Origin of the sequence: Flavobacterium sp. (assembly GCF_044349645.1) — a bacterium.
Taxonomy (GTDB): Bacteria; Bacteroidota; Bacteroidia; order Flavobacteriales; family Flavobacteriaceae; genus Flavobacterium.
Window position 1 is genome coordinate 84,071 of sequence record NZ_JBIKQP010000003.1, and the last position, 18,605, is coordinate 102,675.

The following is an 18,605-nucleotide window of genomic DNA, read 5'->3' on the forward strand; positions in this document are numbered from 1 at the left end:
AAATGATTATTTTATCAATTCAAAGCTACGTTTTACAAAAGCCGTAAGCTCTTCTCCTTTTAATAAATTCTGAGATAATTTTGCCAAATCTAAAGCTTGTTTCACCAAGTTTTCTTGATTTGCAGTATCATTAGAATTCAGAATATTGGAAGCCAATTCAGAGTTAGTATTTACCACCAAATTGTACATTTCAGGCATATTACCCATTCCAAACATTCCGCCGCCACCAGTCTGACTCATTTCTTTCATTCTACGCATAAACTCTGGTTGAGTGATTATAAATGGCGCTTCATTACTGTCTAAAGCTTCCATCTGAACTGAATATTTTTGTTTTGGAACAAATCCTTCTAATACTGTTTTTAGCTTCTCTTTTTCATCATCCGATAATTTAGAAATCGAAGTTTCTTCCTTTTTGATTAATTTATCAATTGGATCAGAATCCACACGAACAAAGGTCATTGTGTTATTATCGCTTTCAATTTTTTGAATCAAATGCGAGATAATTGGGGAGTCAAGAAGTAAAACTTCATAACCTTTATTTTTTGCAATTTGGATATAGCTGTGTTGCGCTTCTTTATTGGATGCATATAAAACAACTAGTTTTCCATCTTTATCAGTTTGATTTGGAGCTAATTTTTCTTTTAATTCTTCCAAAGTAAAATAAGTATCGTCAACCGTTGGATACAATGTAAATGCTCCAGCTTTTTCATAGAATTTATCTTCTGAAAGCATACCATATTCTAAAACGATTTTGATATCATTCCATTTTTTCTCGAAATCTTCTCTATTTTCTGTAAATAAAGATTTTAACTTGTCGGCTACTTTTCTAGTAATATAATTGGATATTTTCTTTACCGCGCCATCTGCTTGAAGGCTAGAACGAGACACATTTAAAGGAATGTCTGGCGAATCAATTACCCCTTTTAGCATTGTTAAAAATTCGGGTACAATTCCTTCCACATTATCAGTTACATAAACCTGATTTTGATACAATTGGATTTTGTCTTTCTGAATTTGCATATCAGAACCCAATTTTGGGAAATATAAAATTCCAGTTAAATTAAAAGGGTAATCTACATTTAAGTGAATGTGGAATAACGGTTCTTCAAATTGCATTGGGTATACTTCACGATAGAAGTTTTTGTAATCTTCATCAGATAATTCTGTAGGCTGTTTGGTCCAAGCTGGATTAGGATTATTGATAATGTTATCTACTTCTACTTCTGTAAATAGGTTGTCTTTATCTTCTTCAGCAACAGATTCTCCTTTTTTCTGTTCGATTTTTTCTGTTCTTGTTCCAAATTTAATTGGAATAGGCATGAACTTATTGTATTTGTTCAACAATTCACGGATTTTGAAATCTTCTAAAAATTCTAAAGAATCCTCAGCGATGTGCAAGATAATTTCTGTTCCGCGAGTTGTTTTATCACTTGGGTCCAATGTAAATTCTGGGCTTCCATCACATGTCCAATGAGCAGCTGGCTCGTCTTTATATGACTTTGTGATTATTTCTACTTTGGAAGCAACCATAAAAGCAGAATAAAATCCAAGGCCAAAATGTCCTATAATTCCTGAATCTTTGGCAGAATCTTTATATTTATCAAGAAACTCCTCAGCTCCAGAAAAGGCCAATTGGTTGATGTATTTTTCAACTTCATCAGAAGTCATACCAATACCTTGGTCAATAATGTGTAATTTTTTTCCTTCTTTATCGATTTTAACCTCGATAATAGGATTGCCATATTCTACTTTAGCCTCACCAATACTCGTAAGGTGTTTTAATTTTAAAGTAGCATCAGTTCCATTAGAAATTAGCTCACGCAAAAAGATTTCGTGATCGCTGTATAAAAATTTCTTTATTAGTGGGAAGATATTCTCCACCGAAACATTGATTTTTCCAGTTGTCATAAATTAAAATTTTAAGATTTAAAATTCATTATTCAAATAGAATACCAATTCAAAAAAAAGTGACAAATTGGCGTAAACATATTAATCTCAATTGCTTTTGATTTTATAATATATGGTATTGTGTAAATTTAACATTAACAATGTAAGTAAACCTCGTTATAATCTTAACAATAATTTTACATTAAGTTTTAAAATTCAACTTTTCATAATGAATAGGTAACATTTGACTAGTAAATCGATATTAATTTTGCCTCAATAATAATCCATAATTTAAAAAAACTAATAATGAAGTATTTTTATTCTTTATTAATCGTACTTGTTTCAAGTACAATTTATTCTCAAACCGCAATTATTAAAGGTACAGTTGTTGAAGAAGGAACTGGGAAATCCATACCAGGTGTTTTAGTAAAAGTATTAAACACAAAATTAGCAACTCAAACAGATGCTTCAGGAGAATTTATTATAAGAAATGTACCTGTTGGAAAACAAGAACTTCAATTTTCTGATTTTACATTAGAAACCAAAATTATCTCAGATGTTGACGCCATAAAAGACGAAACTACTACCCTTACAGTTTCAATGGCAGAAAAAAACAACACATTGAACGAGGTGGTTATTAAAAAAACAAAAATGAAAGCTGAATCTGTAGCTTCATTATTATCAGTTCAAAAAAACAGCACAAGAGTATCTGATGGTATTTCTGCAGAAACCATAAAAAGAACACCAGATAGAACAACTTCTGATGTATTAAAGAGAATTAGTGGTGCGAGTGTTCAAGATAATAAATTTGTTATTATTCGTGGATTGAACGACCGTTATAATACTACTTACTTAAATGGAGCGCCATTACCAAGTACAGAGCCGGATAGAAAAGCATTCTCATTTGATATCTTTCCAGCAAATATGCTTGATAATTTAGTAATTTATAAAACCGCTACTCCTGATTTACCGGGAGAGTTTGCAGGAGGAATTATTGAAATAAATACCAAAGCAACTCCAGACAAAAACTTTGAAACTCTTTCATTGGGTTCTGGTTATAACACTATTACTACAGGAAAAAAACAACTATACAGTGCCTCTGGAAAAACAGATTGGCTTGGTATCGACGACGGAACTAAAGGGTTGCCTTCTTCTTTTCCAAGTGTTTCTAGTTTCCAAGCTTTGCAAGGAATTCGTTCTCAAGCAAGTACTTTAGCAATTGCAGATTTAGCTAAGTCTACTACTTCAGATTGGAGTTTGTATGAAAAAGCATTTAGCCCAAATACTAGTTTTCAATACACTTTAGGGAGATATTTCAAGTTGAATGAAACCAAGAGTATAGGTTTCTTATCTTCAATTACATATAATAGATCTAATGTATTTAACGAGACAAACAGAAGAACCTACGACGCACCTGCCCAATTGGTTACAAATCAAATGGATCAAAATTATATTGTTCAAACCTTGTTAGCAGCTATTGGGAATGTTTCTTTTAAAGCGGATGCAAATAATTCATTTAATTTTAAGAATTTATACAGCATTACTTCTGAAAATAGAGTATTAGATAGAAATGGTAGTTTAGTTGAAGAAAGCGATCCATTATGGATAAATACTACGTCTAGAATTTTTACTAGTAGTAAAATTTATACAGGACAATTAAGTGGAGATCATTTCTTAACTGAAAGTAAAATTAAATTGAACTGGGTAGGATCTTACAGTAATGTAAATAGAGAAATTCCTAGTGAAAGAAGAAATAATTACGTATTTATTAAATTTGATGATGGAACAGTTTCACAACCAGTTGCCAATTTTTCAACTAACATTGTAGGTGCCGATTACCCAGGTTCTATTTTTACTTCTTTAAATATTGAAAATATCTACAGCGCAAAATTAGATGTCAGCAAAAAGATAAAATTATCTGAAGATTTTACAACTGATATTAAAATAGGTGGAATTACTCAAAATAGATCTCGTAATTTTGAAGCAAGACAATTGGGTTACGTTCAATTTACAGGTATTGTAAATGGAGTAAATTATGGTAATAATACCTTTTCACAAAATATTTCAACTTTACCTAATGAAACAATTTTCAGCCCATCGAACATGGGTGTTTTAGGACCGAACTCAAGTGGATTGACATTATTTGATGGAACAAAAGGGAACGACACTTATACAGCAAGTTCTTTACTAGATGCTGGTTACTTAATGTTTGATAACACTTATAAAAAATTCAGATTCATTTGGGGAGCTAGAATTGAAAGTTATAAGCAAATATTGGATTCAAAATCTGATACTGGAGCTCCAATTAATGTAGATGCCAGACAAACTGATTTTCTTCCGTCTTTCAATTTAATTTATGGTTTAACCAAAACTCAAAACTTAAGATTAAGTGCTTCTAAAACACTAAACCGTCCAGAGTTTAGAGAATTAGCACCTTTCTTATTTTTTGATAGTGCCACGAGATTCAATACTTCTGGAGATCCAGATTTGAAAATCGCGATAATTAATAACTTGGATTTTAGATATGAAATTTTCCCAGGTAAAGGGCAGTTATTTTCTTTTTCTGCTTTTTATAAGCAATTCACTAACCCTATTGAACTTCAAGCGCAAGCTAATAATTCCAACCAATACAAAAATGCTAAAGAAGGAACCAATAGTGGGATTGAATTAGAATACAGAACGTTAGTAAGTTCGATTTTTGGAACTGAAAACAACAAAATTTTGGACGATTTAACTGTATTTACCAATTTGGCAATTATTCGTTCTAAAGTAGATATTTCTAATTTAGTAACTTCTGCAACTTTAAGAGATATTCCAATGCAAGGACAATCACCATATGTTTTTAATGGTGGTTTTCAATACATGAATAAAGAGTTTGGTTGGTCAGGTACTTTAAATATGAATAGAGTTGGAGATAGAATTGCTATACATGGAAATCAAACTCCAGGAGGAGCTACGCCAGCGTTCTGGGAAAAAGGAAGAACATTTTTAGATATACAAATTGCAAAAATGTTTATGGATAATAAATTAGAATTGAAATTCAACGTTCAGAATTTACTAGCACAAGATTTGATTTACTACCAAAACAACGAGTTTGATATCGAGGATAAAGTTTCAGGAACTACAGCTTTTTTCAATTCTGTTTTATTGGGAGATCCACAAGATAAAAACGGTTTCGATCCTAGTGAAGACGATGTAGTTTGGAGAACTAAATTTGGGCCTACATTTTCATTTTCAATCAATTATTCTTTCTAAAAGATTTGCATTTTATATTTATATACAAGGGTCCGTATTTCGGGCCCTTATTTTTTTGGCAACCTTACTTAACAATTTAGAAACACAATATTGATGTTAAAATAATAAATTAGAAACAGTTTGTTTAAATACCACGCCTACTTTTGACCTAAAATAAATTAAAAAATCTAACATGAAAAAGTTTTACTTATTTACAATGCTTTTATTAGTTGTAGCTTCCATGAACGCTCAACTAGAAACAACTACTTATCGTGGAGCATTTGCTCCAGCGCCAACAGCAATGTGGACAGACAACTGGGCTAATTTTGACCCACAAAATGCGGTTTACCCAGCTCCAAACGTTGATGTTACTGCTAACATTACAACTGATACTCGTTGGACAGCAGGAAACACTTATTATTTGAAAAACCAAATTTATGTAAAAAACAATGCTACCTTGACTATTGAGCCAGGAGTTGTTGTTCGTGGTGATGCTTCTGCTGCAGGAGCAGGATTATTCATTACAAAAGGATCTAAATTAATAGCTGAAGGAACCGCTACTAGCCCAATTGTATTTACATCTGATAAAGCTGTAGGTTCAAGAACAAAAGGAGATTGGGGAGGAATTGTATTGTTAGGTAAAGGAGCCTTAAACATTAATAATGGTGTTAACAACATTGAAGGTATTGCTGCAAGTGCAGATACTCAATTTGGTGGAGGAACAACTCCTGACAATACAGACAATTCAGGAATATTAAAATATGTTAGAATTGAATTCGCAGGATATGTTTATGCACAAAACCAAGAAATCAATGGTTTAACTTTTGGAGCTGTAGGTTCTGGAACTACTGTTGATTATGTTCAAGTTTCTCATTGTAATGATGACTCATTCGAGTGGTTCGGTGGAGCAGTAAATTGCAAACACTTAGTTGCTTTTAGAGGTTTAGATGATGATTTTGATGTGGATAATGGATTCAGCGGAAAAGTTCAATTCTGTTTAGCTGTAAGAGATCCAAATGTTGCAGATGCTCCAACAGTTTCAACTTCTGAAGGATTTGAATCAGATAACAATAATGCAGGTGATAATGCTACTCCATTTACAACTACTGTTTTTTCAAACTGTACATTAATTGGGCCATCTTACAGAGCAACATTGCCAAACGGTGGAACTATGCCAACAGGTGCTTATAAAAGAGCAGCTCGTATAAGAAAAAATTCTAAAATGAGCATTTACAACTCTATTTTCATGGATTATCCAGAAGGTCTTCACATTGATAGTTCAGGAAGTGCGCCAAATGGAGCATGTGAGTTAAATGCTTTGAATGAAGAATTAAACTTTAAAAACAACATTTTAGCAGGAATAACAAATGCAGCTAGAATTGTTCAAGTAAGTACAACTAATAACAATCCAAGTTTCAATATTGCCAACTGGTTTAATGCTTCAAACAATACAGGTTTAGCAACTCCAATTACAAGTGCAGGTTTATTGACATTGCCATACAATACAACTAATGGAAGTATTTATACAGGATTGGATTACAGACCAAGCGCTACTTCTATTGCATTAACAGGTGCTAGTTTTAATGATTTTCAACTTATTGTAGATGTACCTTACCGTGGAGCATTTGCTCCAGCTCCAGTAGCAATGTGGACAGACAACTGGACCAATTTTAACCCACAAAATGCGGTTTACCCAGCTCCAAACGTTGATGTTACTGCTAACATTACAACTGATACTCGTTGGACAGCAGGAAACACTTATTATTTGAAAAACCAAATTTATGTAAAAAACAATGCTACCTTGACTATTGAGCCAGGAGTTGTTGTTCGTGGTGATGCTTCTGCTGCAGGAGCAGGATTATTCATTACAAAAGGATCTAAATTAATAGCTGAAGGAACCGCTACTAGCCCAATTGTATTTACATCTGATAAAGCTGTAGGTTCAAGAACAAAAGGAGATTGGGGAGGAATTGTATTGTTAGGTAAAGGAGCCTTAAACATTAATAATGGTGTTAACAACATTGAAGGTATTGCTGCAAGTGCAGATACTCAATTTGGTGGAGGAACAACTCCTGACAATACAGACAATTCAGGAATATTAAAATATGTTAGAATTGAATTCGCAGGATATGTTTATGCACAAAACCAAGAAATCAATGGTTTAACTTTTGGAGCTGTAGGTTCTGGAACTACTGTTGATTATGTTCAAGTTTCTCATTGTAATGATGACTCATTCGAGTGGTTCGGTGGAGCAGTAAATTGCAAACACTTAGTTGCTTTTAGAGGTTTAGATGATGATTTTGATGTGGATAATGGATTCAGCGGAAAAGTTCAATTCTGTTTAGCTGTAAGAGATCCAAATGTTGCAGATGCTCCAACAGTTTCAACTTCTGAAGGATTTGAATCAGATAACAATAATGCAGGTGATAATGCTACTCCATTTACAACTACTGTTTTTTCAAACTGTACATTAATTGGGCCATCTTACAGAGCAACATTGCCAAACGGTGGAACTATGCCAACAGGTGCTTATAAAAGAGCAGCTCGTATAAGAAAAAATTCTAAAATGAGCATTTACAACTCTATTTTCATGGATTATCCAGAAGGTCTTCACATTGATAGTTCAGGAAGTGCGCCAAATGGAGCATGTGAGTTGAATGCTTTGAACAATGAATTACAATTCAGAAACAACATTTTAGCAGGAATAACAAATGCAGCTAGAATTGTTCAAGTAAGTACAACTAATAACAATCCAAGTTTCAATATTGCTAACTGGTTTAATGCTTCAAACAATACAGGTTTGGCAACTCCAATAACTAATGCAGGTATCCTAATTTTACCATACAATAATGCAGACGGAAGTGTTTATACTGGATTAGATTACAGACCAGGAAGCTCTTCAATTGCAGTAACAGGAGGTGGTTTAGGATTTTTAGATACTGATACTTTTACTACAGTTGCTAATGCATCTTTAAAATCATATCCAAACCCATTCAGCACTAGCTTCAGATTAAGTTTTGAATCTACAAGTACTGAAGAGGTAAGCGTAAATGCTTATGATTTAACTGGAAGATTAATGGAATCTCACAAATTGAATTACAATGATGTTAACAATCAAGAATTTGGATCTAACTACCAATCTGGAATGTACATTATAGTATTAAAACAAGGAGAAATTTCTAAATCTTTCCGAGTAATCAAAAGATAATTAACAGATTAGATATTTAAAAGCCCTGCTTAGCAGGGCTTTTTTTATGAACAGAAATAAAATTTCCAATATTAATGAATTGTTTTTTTAGTGTTACCAAATCATCACTAAAATAAAATAGTAATAATTGTGTTTTTGAATTGTTTTATATTTACATTTATATTAATAATTGAATTAATTTTGCATTATGAAGAAGAAAGACATTCGAATTCTATTGGTTGACGATGATGCAGATATCCTAGAAATTGTAGGGTATAATTTATCTCAAGAAGGCTATCAAATTTCTACTGCAATTAATGGTAGAGAAGCTATTGCAAAAGCCAAAAAACTACTTCCACATTTGATCATCATGGATGTTATGATGCCAGAAATGGATGGAATGGAAGCATGTGAAAACATTCGTAAAATCCCAGAATTAAGTAATGTAATTATCACTTTCCTAACGGCCAGAAGCGAGGATTATTCTCAAGTTGCAGGTTTTGATGCTGGAGCTGATGATTATATCACCAAACCTATAAAGCAAAAATTATTAGTTAGTAAAGTAAAAGCCCTTTTAAGACGATTAAAAGAAACCGAAAAAGATTCTGAAACACTGAACGTCGGTGGAATTGAAATTAATCGCGAAGAATATAAAATAGTAAAAGACAGTATTGAAATAGTATTACCTCGTAAAGAGTTTGAATTATTTTATTTATTAGCCACTAAACCTGGAAAAGTATTTAAACGGGAAGAAATTTTAGATAAAGTTTGGGGTAATGATGTTATTGTGGGAGGAAGAACTATTGATGTTCACATTAGAAAATTAAGAGAAAAAATTGGTGACGATTTTTTCAAAACCATAAAAGGGGTGGGCTACAAGTTTGAGGTATAAATGAATTTAAAAAATAAAGAAACTTTTCGATTTGCGTTTATTACGGCATTGCAAATAACCTTTTTTGCAACATTGCTTGTAGCAATTCTGACTTATTTTTTTCATGAGTTTTCCATTCTTTTCTGTTTGATTTTTGCAATTTTAGTAGCGCTTAGTTCCTTTATTTTACTTACTATAAAAGTCCAGCTATTTATTTTCCGAAAGGTGAAAAAGATATATGATGATTTTTCTTTTTTAGAATCATCAACTATTATTAATAAGTCTTCAGCAACCGATTTAAATATTATTTCTAGAGAGGTATCCAAATTTGCTTCCGATAAAAAATTGGAAATTGAAGCTTTAAAAGTCCGTGAAGAATACCGTAGAGAATTTTTAGGGAATATTTCTCACGAATTAAAAACCCCACTTTTTACTGTTCAAGGTTATGTTTCAACCCTACATGATGGTGGTTTTAAAGATAAAACTATCAGAAAAAAATACCTGGCAAGAGCATTAAATGGTGTAGATAGATTAATTCACATTGTTGAAGATTTAGATACTATCTCTAAACTTGAAATATCCGATGAGCCCATAACAAAAACGACTTTTGATATTATTCCACTGATTCAAAATGTCATGGATTTATTGGAAATGAAAGCCAATAAAAAAGACATCTTAATGACATTTGACGATAAATATACCAAGCCAATTTATGTTTTAGGAAATTATGAAAAAATCCAACAAGTGGTCACCAATTTGATTGAAAATTCAATTAAATATGGAAAAACTGGTGGTTCAACAGAAATTGGTTTTGAAGAAGTTAACAATAGAATTCAAATAGACATTAGAGATAATGGAGAGGGAATCGATGCAAAACACATTCCTAGATTATTTGAACGTTTTTTTAGAGTCGATAAAAGTGGTTCTAGAAATGAAGGAGGATCAGGGCTTGGTCTGGCAATCGTGAAGCATATTATTGAAGCTCACAATGAAAAAATCATCATTCAAAGTGAACTTGGAAAAGGTTCTCAATTTTCATTTACGCTGCAAAAGAGTGAAGAATTAGATACTTAAAATCTACTATTATCCTATTATATTACTTATTTTTGCAAAAAAATACAGCAAACTGTGGGAAGCAAAAATAAATTAAAAAGGTTTAAAGAAAACGATACATTTAGTAATGTATTTCAGCCTACAAGAGAAGAAGTAATCACCGACCAATTTTCACTAAAAGGAAAATGGAACCAATATTATTTTAAAAACAACAACCCAATTGTTTTAGAGCTTGGATGCGGTAAAGGAGAATATTCTGTTGGTTTGGCAGAGAAATTTCCTCATAAAAACTTCATTGGAATAGATTTAAAAGGAGCTCGTTTTTGGCGTGGCGCTAAAACCGCTGTAGAAACTGGCTTAACAAATGTAGCTTTTATTCGTACCCAAATCGAATTAATAAATCATGTTTTCAATGAAAATGAAGTTGATGAAATTTGGATTACCTTCCCGGATCCCCAAATAAAATACAAGCGTACCAAACACCGAATGACGAATTCTCAATTTTTGAAGTTGTATAAAAAAGTGCTAAAACCTGAGGGAGTTGTGAATCTAAAAACAGATAGCGAATTCATGCACGGTTATACTTTAGGACTGCTGCACGGCGAAGGACACGAGGTGATTTATTCAAACCATAATGTATATGTAAACGAAGGAAGTCCAGAGGAAGTAACTGGTTTACAGACGTTTTATGAAAAACAATATTTAGAAATTAATAAAGCAATTACGTATATTCGTTTTAAAATTAAATAATATTTGGACTTTTTATTGCCCCTTTTTTTAGGTTTTGCAATAGCTGTAATTGGAATTTTGCCCCCGGGTTTAATTAATATGACCGCTGCAAAAGTAAGTGTAGTTGACGGAAGAAATGAAGCTATTTCTTTTGCAATTGGGGCGTCAGTTATTGTTTTTATTCAAACCTTTATTGCAATACAATTTGCTAAATTTATTAATAGTCGGCAAGACATAATTACATTACTTCAAGAAATCGGGTTATTTCTATTTATAGTAATTACAATTTTTCTTTTTTGGACCGCAAGAATACCTAAAAAAGAGAAACAAGAAATTAAACTTCACAGTAAGTCAAATCGTTTTTTTCTAGGAATGCTAATTTCTGCATTAAATTTATTTCCAATTCCTTTTTACGTATTTGTAAGCGTTTCTTTATCAAGCTATGGTCTTTTTTACTTCAATTCATCGCATATTTATTCTTTTGTTTCGGGAGTTGTTATAGGTTCTTTTACCGGTTTTTATTTGTATATTCTCTATTTTAAAAACCATCAGAGTAAAAGCGATTACCTGATTAAAAATGGAAATTACATTATTGGAACTATTACCGGATTGATTTCATTGGTAACTTTTTTCAAACTTATAAATACTTTTTGTACTTAAAAATGCCTGCAGAAAACGATAATTTTTTTGAAAGAGTTTATGAAGTAGCTCGACAAATTCCTTATGGAAAAGTTACTTCCTATGGTGCGATTGCAAAAGTTCTCGGCGCTGCCCGTTCAGCAAGAATGGTAGGATGGGCAATGAACGCTTCCCATAATTTAGCTGATGTCCCGGCTCATCGAGTGGTAAATCGAAACGGACTTTTAACTGGAAAACACCATTTTGATGGAACTAATTTGATGCAACAACTTTTAGAAAGTGAAGGAATAGTTGTAAAAGACAACCAAATTGTAGATTTTCAAAAGCACTTTTGGACGCCTGAAATTAAATTATAGTTTATTAATGTTATTCTAAATATATGCTTCAAGTCGAAAATATTACTTTTAGTTATGACAAAAATAAAGTCATAAAAAACATCAATTTTTCAGTTAGTAAAGGTCAGAATATTGCAATTATTGGAGAAAGCGGATGTGGAAAAAGCACGCTCTTAAAATTGATTTATGGTTTGTATGACTTAGACGGAGGGCAAATATTTTGGAATGAAAATGAAGTTTTAGGCCCTAAATTTCACCTTGTTCCCGGAATGCCTTTCATGAAATACTTAGCTCAAGATTTTGATTTGATGCCTTTTATTACTGTAGCCGAAAATGTTGGGAAATACCTTTCAAACATCTATCCCGAGAAAAAGCAAAGTCGCATAAACGAATTATTAGAAATTGTTGAAATGACAGAATATTCAAATGTGAAAGCTAAATTTCTAAGTGGTGGACAGCAGCAAAGAGTGGCATTAGCAAAAGTATTGGCCCTAGAGCCAGAAGTATTATTATTGGATGAACCGTTTAGTCAGATTGATAATTTTAGAAAGAATTCTCTTCGAAGAAAACTGTTTTCCTATTTAAAATCGAAAGAAATTACTTGCTTGGTTGCAACACACGATAGTTCCGATTCGCTTTCATTTGCAGATGAAACCATAGTATTAAATGATGGTAAAATTGTAACTAAAGAAAAATCTGATTATTTATATAAACATCCAATAAATAAATATGTAGCAGCGCTTTTTGGAGATGTAAATGAGCTTAAATTATCAGAATTGATTGAAATTGATGGTGAAGATGAAACGATATTATTATTTCCACACCAACTAAAAATAGTGGAATCGGGTAAATTAAAAGTGAAAATTAAAAAATCATATTTCAAAGGGAGTCATTTTTTAATAGAGGCTGAAGCCAATAGGAATTCGATTTTCTTTGAACATATTTCAGAATTAAAAATAAATTCAGAAGTTTTCTTAGGTAAAATAAAATAAACTTAACTTTGAATGTTTTCAATTTAAAAATGTAACTATGTATCATTCTAAAATTTCAGGATTGGGTTTTTATGTCCCTTCAAATACCATAACTAATGATGATTTGTCAAAAATCATTGACACTAATGATGAATGGATTCAAGAAAGGACAGGAATTAAAGAACGACGACACATTATAAATGGAGAAGACACAACCACTACAATGGGCGTAAAAGCAGCTAAAATTGCTATTGAACGTGCTGGAATTTCAAATGACGAGGTCGACTTTGTAATTTTTGCAACATTAAGTCCAGATTATTATTTTCCAGGACCAGGAGTTTTAGTTCAACGAGATTTAGGTTTGAAAACAGTAGGAGCATTAGACGTTAGAAACCAATGTTCCGGATTTGTATATGCACTATCGATAGCCGATCAATATATTAAAACCGGTATGTACAAAAATATTTTGGTGATTGGGTCTGAAGTTCAATCAACAGGTTTAGATATGACTACTAGAGGTCGTGGCGTTTCAGTAATTTTTGGTGATGGCGCTGGAGCAGCAATTGTAAGTCGTGAAGAAGATTTAACAAGAGGAATTTTATCTACCCATTTGCATTCCGAAGGTGTTCATGCCGAAGAGCTAATTGTAAAAGCACCAGGAATGGGAGGAAGATGGGTCACCGATATTATTGCAGATAACGATCCCGATGACGAAAGTTATTTTCCCTACATGAATGGTCAATTTGTATTTAAAAACGCAGTTGTTCGTTTTAGCGAAGTAATAAATGAGGGCTTGGAAGCCAATAATTTGAAAGTTTCCGATATTGATATGTTGATTCCACATCAAGCAAATTTGAGAATTTCTCAGTTTATTCAAAAGAAATTTGATTTAACCGATGACCAAGTTTATAATAATATTCAAAAATACGGTAATACAACTGCAGCCTCAATTCCAATTGCTTTAACTGAAGCTTGGGAACAAGGAAAAATAAAATCGGGAAACACGGTTGTTTTAGCAGCTTTCGGAAGTGGATTTACATGGGCTAGTGCTATTATCAAATGGTAATTAAGCCATTTTTCTGATAATTGAAATTGCGTAATTTTTATCTTTTTGAATTTGAGCTTTTAATAAATCTACAGAAGTAAATTTTTCTTCATCACGAATTCTAGCAATAACTGAAACCGATATTTGGGTGTTGTATAGATCGGTATTAAAGTCTAGAAAATGTACTTCAATCGATAAATCCTCACCATTAACTGTTGGATTCAGTCCAATATTCATAATACCAAAAACTGTTTTTCCTTGCAAATGACTTTTTACAAAATAAACGCCATTCTTCGGAATTAACTTATAGTTTTCTTCAATTTTTATATTGGCAGTTGGAAATTCGATGGTTCTTCCTAATTGTTTACCTTGAATTATTTTTCCAGATAATAAATAATCGTAGCCTAAATATTCATTGGCTACAGCCATAGTTCCATTTGCAATAGCGCCTCTAATTTTTGTAGAACTCACAGAAACAGAATCTATTTCTTGAGCAGAAATTTGTTCGACCTCAAAGCCATATTTTTTCCCAAATAGAATTAAATCCTCAATATTTGCTGCTCTATTTTTTCCAAATCGATGGTCGTAACCAATGATAATTTTTTGAATATTGAAGGAGTCAACTAAAATTGTTTTAACAAACTCTTCCGCAGATAAATTGGAGAATTCCTTATCAAATGGATGAATTACTAAGTTGTCCAATCCCATTTTTTCAAGCAAACAACTTTTTTCACCGATGGTATTTAATAATTTGATGGAAGAAGTTTCATGTAAAACCATCCTTGGATGTGGAAAAAAAGTAAGAATCAAACTCTCGCAATCAGCGTTTTTTGTTTCTTGAATTAGTTTTTCAATTATTTTTTGATGACCAATATGAACCCCGTCAAAAGTTCCAATAGTAACTATAGTTTTTTTGGTAGAATTAAATTCGCTAATTGAAGGAAATGCTTTCAAGATTCTGGTTTTATTTTTGTGCAAATTTAGAAGATTATATCCTATTTCATACTATTTAAATTTCAATCTGTAGCTATATTTAATTTATTTGGTTTCAATAAAACTAAAATAACTAGCCATTATTTAATCAAGAGTCTTTAATTCCAAATTTTAAATTATTCTTATGAATAATTAAATTAAATTGAGAATATCATAGCTTATTTTTTATTAATTTCGAATAATAATTTAAAATAAATACTATATTTGACAACTTTTTGATTTTTAAACCACTATTATAATGACTAAAAAATTACTTTTTTCGCTTACACTTACATTATTTTTTTTAAATGTAAATTCACAAAACACCCAAGTTTGGACAAAACACAATAACAGTTTAGGAAAAATTACACTAGATAAATCGGCTTCTAGAGACAATTTCCCAAAAGTTTTCCAACTATTCGATTTAAACATTAATCCTTTACGACAAGAATTATTTTCAGTAATTAATAAAGGAGGAAAAAGCACCACTATTATTTCATTACCAAATGCTGATGGTCAAATTGAATTATTTGAAGTAAATGATGCTTCAAATTTTGATGCTGAGTTACAGGCTAAATACCCAGAAATTAGAGCTTATTCAGGTAAAGGAATTACTGATAGATATGCTACACTGAAACTTAGTATTTCCCCTCAGGGAATTCAAACTATGGTATTTAGAACCGATAAAGAAAATGAATTTATTGAGCCTTATTCAGAAGACCATTCAGTTTATGCAGTATTCAAATCTCAAAGAAATAAAAACACTGGTTGGACTTGTTCTACAGCTCAAGAAAAGTCGATTATGGAAACTACTTCAAGATCTGCAGTAGGATCAAACTCAATTCAGTCAAGTGCAGGACAATTAAAAGTAATGCGTTTGGCTCTTTCATGTAATGCGGAATATGCCAACTATTTTGGAGCTACAAGTGCTGCACAATCAGCATTAGTTTTAGCTGCATTCAACAATACATTAACCCGTTGTAACGGTGTTTATGAAAGAGATTTAGGGGTTCATATGAATTTGGTAGCAAGTACTACTAATGTAATTTATTATGTAGCTTCATCGGATCCTTACACTTCAATGGCAAATTGGAATACTCAATTACAAGTTGCTTTAAATACTACTTTAACAGGAGTTGGAACTACATTAGAAGCGAATAATGCAGCTTACGATATCGGTCACATGTTTGGTAGAACTGGTGGAGGTGGTAACGCAGGATGTATCGGTTGTATATGTGTTGATGGAATAGCTGCTGGTACTGGATCAACTAAAGGAAGAGGAATTACTTCACCATCAAACGGGGTTCCGTCTGGAGATACATTTGACATTGATTATGTAGTACACGAAATGGGGCATCAAATGGGTGCCAATCATACTTTTTCAAATGGAAATGAAGGAAGAGGTGTAAATAAAGAAGTTGGTTCAGGTGTAACCATTATGGGATATGCTGGGATTACTAATGAAGATGTTGCGGCTAACTCAATAGATATTTTTCATCAAACTTCAATTGAACAAATTCAAAATAATTTAGCAGGAAGACCATGTATCGTTTCTACAAATTTGGTTGATAATGCTACACCTGTTGTTCAACCTGTAAGTGATTTTACTATTCCATTCAGTACTCCTTTTGTTTTAACTGGAGCCGCAACAGATGCGAATACGGCAGACGCTTTAACCTATTGTTGGGAGCAAAATGATGATGGAGGAGCTAATACTGGTTTGCTTAGTAGCGCGAGCGAAACTAAAACTATTGGACCAAATTTCTTGACTTGGTATCCTACAGCTTCCCCTTCAAGATATTTTCCAAAAATTGAAAGTATAGTTGCAAATTCTAATACAACAAGTGAAGTTGGTGGAACAGCAGGATTTTTATCTGAAGCTTTAAGCTCTGTTTCTAGAGTATTAAATTTTAGATTAACGGTTAGAGATAATGCACCCTATAGAGCTACAGCGCCTGTAAAAGTAGGTCAAACCAACTACACAGATATGAAAGTTAATGTAACTGCTTCTGCAGGACCATTTGTTGTAAATGCACCAAACACAGCTGTATCATGGGTTGTAGGTTCAAATCAAACCGTAACTTGGGCTGTTGCTGGAACTACTGCAAATAATGTTAATGCTGCATTTGTAGATATCTTTTTATCAACAGATGGTGGCTATACTTACCCAATTCAATTGGCTAGTAAAGTTCCAAATAATGGTACCGCAACTATAACTGTTCCTAACAACCCTGGTTCTTCAAATAGAATTATGGTTAAAGGATATAAGCATGTTTTCTTTGATATTTCAAATACTAATTTTACAATTTCAGCACCAACTTCAAGTTTTGCAATTGCCTTTAATGGAATAGCAGAACAACAAAATAAACAGGCTTGTCAAGGAGGAAATGCATTATATACATTCCCGTATACTGCCTATGCTGGTTTTACAGGAACAACAACTTTCGCTGTTACAGGTTTGCCTGCTGGAGTAACCGCAACTTTTGCGCAGTCTACTCTGTCAGCTAATGGAATGGTTTCAATGACTGTTGCTGCAGCAAATAATGCAACAGCAGGATTAGTACCAATAAATGTTACGGCAACCTCTGGGGCAACAGTAAAAACGGCAACTTTCTATTTTGAAATTTTTAATTCAAATTTTGGAACACAAGCCTTAACAAGTCCTGCTGATTTAGCAACAACAATTGATCCTTTAACGTTGGTGTTATCTTGGCCAGTAAATGCTGCAGCTACTTCGTATGATGTGCAAATTGCTACTGATATCAATTTCACAACTATCGTTAGAAATGTAAATGTTACTACAACAAGTTATGCACCAACAGGATTGGCAAATTCTACTTTTTATTATTGGAGAGTTTTACCTAAAAGCCCATCATGTTCTGGTACATTTAGCTCAGCATATCGATTCACTACTGGTCAATTGACTTGTTTAAACGAAGTTTCAACAGACACACCAATTGACATTCCTATTGTTGTAAACACAACACCTTTCATTTCATCAATAACTTTAGCTTCTACGAACTTGGTTACCGATGTAAATGTAACGGTTGATATTAGTCATACCTGGGTAAATGACATGACAATTTCATTAGTAAGTCCTACTGGTACTGAGATTCAATTAGTGTCTAGGCCTTGTACGAACGCTTCTTTATTAGATATTATTGCTACTTTTGATGATTCAGGAAGTACTGTAGTTTGTGGAACAAATCCTGCAATATCAGGAACTGTTAAGCCTGTTCAGCAGTTATCTGGATTTAATGGTGAACCAATTAATGGTGTATGGAAATTAAAAGTTCTAGACCCATACAATGAAGATGGAGGAGCAATAAATAGTTGGAGCTTAAATGTTTGTTCATTGAGCCAAGCTGTTTTGGGTGTTGTTGATAATTCATTGTCTAATTTTGTTTTGTATCCAAATCCAAATAAAGGAAACTTTACTGTACAGTTTGATTCAACATCAAGTAATGAAATTGGAATTTCTGTTCACGACATGAGAGGCAGATTGATATTAAACAATACCTATAATAATACTGGTTTGTTTTCTCAAAACGTTGAGTTAGCAAATGTTCAAGCCGGAGTTTATCTTGTAACTGTTCAAGATGGAGACAAAAAAGTAGTTAAGAGAATTGTAATTGAATAATTTTTAATCTTAATAATTTAAAAAAAAGAGACTGTTAATTCA

General features: G+C 32.5%; 12 protein-coding genes. 10 read left to right on the top strand and 2 right to left on the bottom strand.

Features of this window, described 5'->3' with window-relative positions; translation table 11 throughout:
* Window positions 1-6: 6 nt before the first annotated feature.
* The gene (gene htpG, locus AC9UFV_RS01390; RefSeq protein WP_509571999.1) at window positions 7-1,908 is read right to left on the bottom strand and encodes a molecular chaperone HtpG; all 1,902 of its coding nucleotides are present in this window, start codon (window positions 1,906-1,908) and stop codon (window positions 7-9) included.
* Between the two features lie 285 nt (window positions 1,909-2,193).
* On the opposite strand from htpG, the gene AC9UFV_RS01395 reads away from it, so the two are divergent.
* The 9 genes from AC9UFV_RS01395 to AC9UFV_RS01435 all read left to right on the top strand — a co-directional run bounded on the left by AC9UFV_RS01395 (window position 2,194) and on the right by AC9UFV_RS01435 (window position 13,972).
* Window positions 2,194-5,142, top strand: coding sequence for a TonB-dependent receptor (locus AC9UFV_RS01395; RefSeq protein WP_509572001.1), 2,949 nt, complete (start codon window positions 2,194-2,196; stop codon window positions 5,140-5,142).
* Window positions 5,143-5,314: 172 nt separating this feature from the next.
* Window positions 5,315-8,329 (top strand): T9SS type A sorting domain-containing protein, encoded by a 3,015-nt coding sequence (locus AC9UFV_RS01400; protein ID WP_509572003.1) that lies wholly within the window; start codon window positions 5,315-5,317, stop codon window positions 8,327-8,329.
* A 187-nt stretch (window positions 8,330-8,516) separates the two neighbouring features.
* A complete protein-coding gene (locus tag AC9UFV_RS01405) occupies window positions 8,517-9,200 on the top strand; it encodes a response regulator transcription factor (protein ID WP_509572005.1) in 684 nt (227 codons plus the stop codon).
* Window positions 9,201-9,404: 204 nt separating this feature from the next.
* On the top strand, window positions 9,405-10,253 hold the full coding sequence (locus AC9UFV_RS01410; protein WP_509572007.1) for a sensor histidine kinase: 849 nt from the start codon (window positions 9,405-9,407) through the stop codon (window positions 10,251-10,253).
* 54 nt (window positions 10,254-10,307) lie between these two features.
* Window positions 10,308-10,982, top strand: a complete 675-nt coding sequence (gene trmB / locus AC9UFV_RS01415) for a tRNA (guanosine(46)-N7)-methyltransferase TrmB (RefSeq protein ID WP_509572009.1) — start codon at window positions 10,308-10,310, stop codon at window positions 10,980-10,982.
* Between the two features lie 3 nt (window positions 10,983-10,985).
* Entirely contained in the window at window positions 10,986-11,621 is a 636-nt protein-coding gene (locus AC9UFV_RS01420) for a lysine transporter LysE (RefSeq protein WP_509572011.1), read from the top strand.
* A 2-nt stretch (window positions 11,622-11,623) separates the two neighbouring features.
* On the top strand, window positions 11,624-11,956 hold the full coding sequence (locus AC9UFV_RS01425) for an MGMT family protein (protein WP_509572013.1): 333 nt from the start codon (window positions 11,624-11,626) through the stop codon (window positions 11,954-11,956).
* Between the two features lie 23 nt (window positions 11,957-11,979).
* Window positions 11,980-12,927 carry an ABC transporter ATP-binding protein gene (locus AC9UFV_RS01430; protein WP_509572015.1) on the top strand — a complete coding sequence of 316 codons (948 nt, stop codon included), beginning with the start codon at window positions 11,980-11,982 and terminating at the stop codon, window positions 12,925-12,927.
* Window positions 12,928-12,964: 37 nt separating this feature from the next.
* Window positions 12,965-13,972, top strand: coding sequence for a 3-oxoacyl-ACP synthase III family protein (locus AC9UFV_RS01435; RefSeq protein ID WP_509572017.1), 1,008 nt, complete (start codon window positions 12,965-12,967; stop codon window positions 13,970-13,972).
* Here the strand turns inward: AC9UFV_RS01435 and AC9UFV_RS01440 are convergent, their stop codons facing one another.
* On the bottom strand, window positions 13,973-14,905 hold the full coding sequence (locus AC9UFV_RS01440; protein WP_509572019.1) for a bifunctional riboflavin kinase/FAD synthetase: 933 nt from the start codon (window positions 14,903-14,905) through the stop codon (window positions 13,973-13,975).
* 277 nt (window positions 14,906-15,182) lie between these two features.
* Between AC9UFV_RS01440 and AC9UFV_RS01445 the strand changes: the two genes are divergently transcribed.
* Window positions 15,183-18,563: a zinc-dependent metalloprotease gene (locus AC9UFV_RS01445; protein ID WP_509572021.1), complete on the top strand. Its 3,381-nt coding sequence runs from the start codon at window positions 15,183-15,185 to the stop codon at window positions 18,561-18,563.
* Window positions 18,564-18,605: the final 42 nt, after the last annotated feature.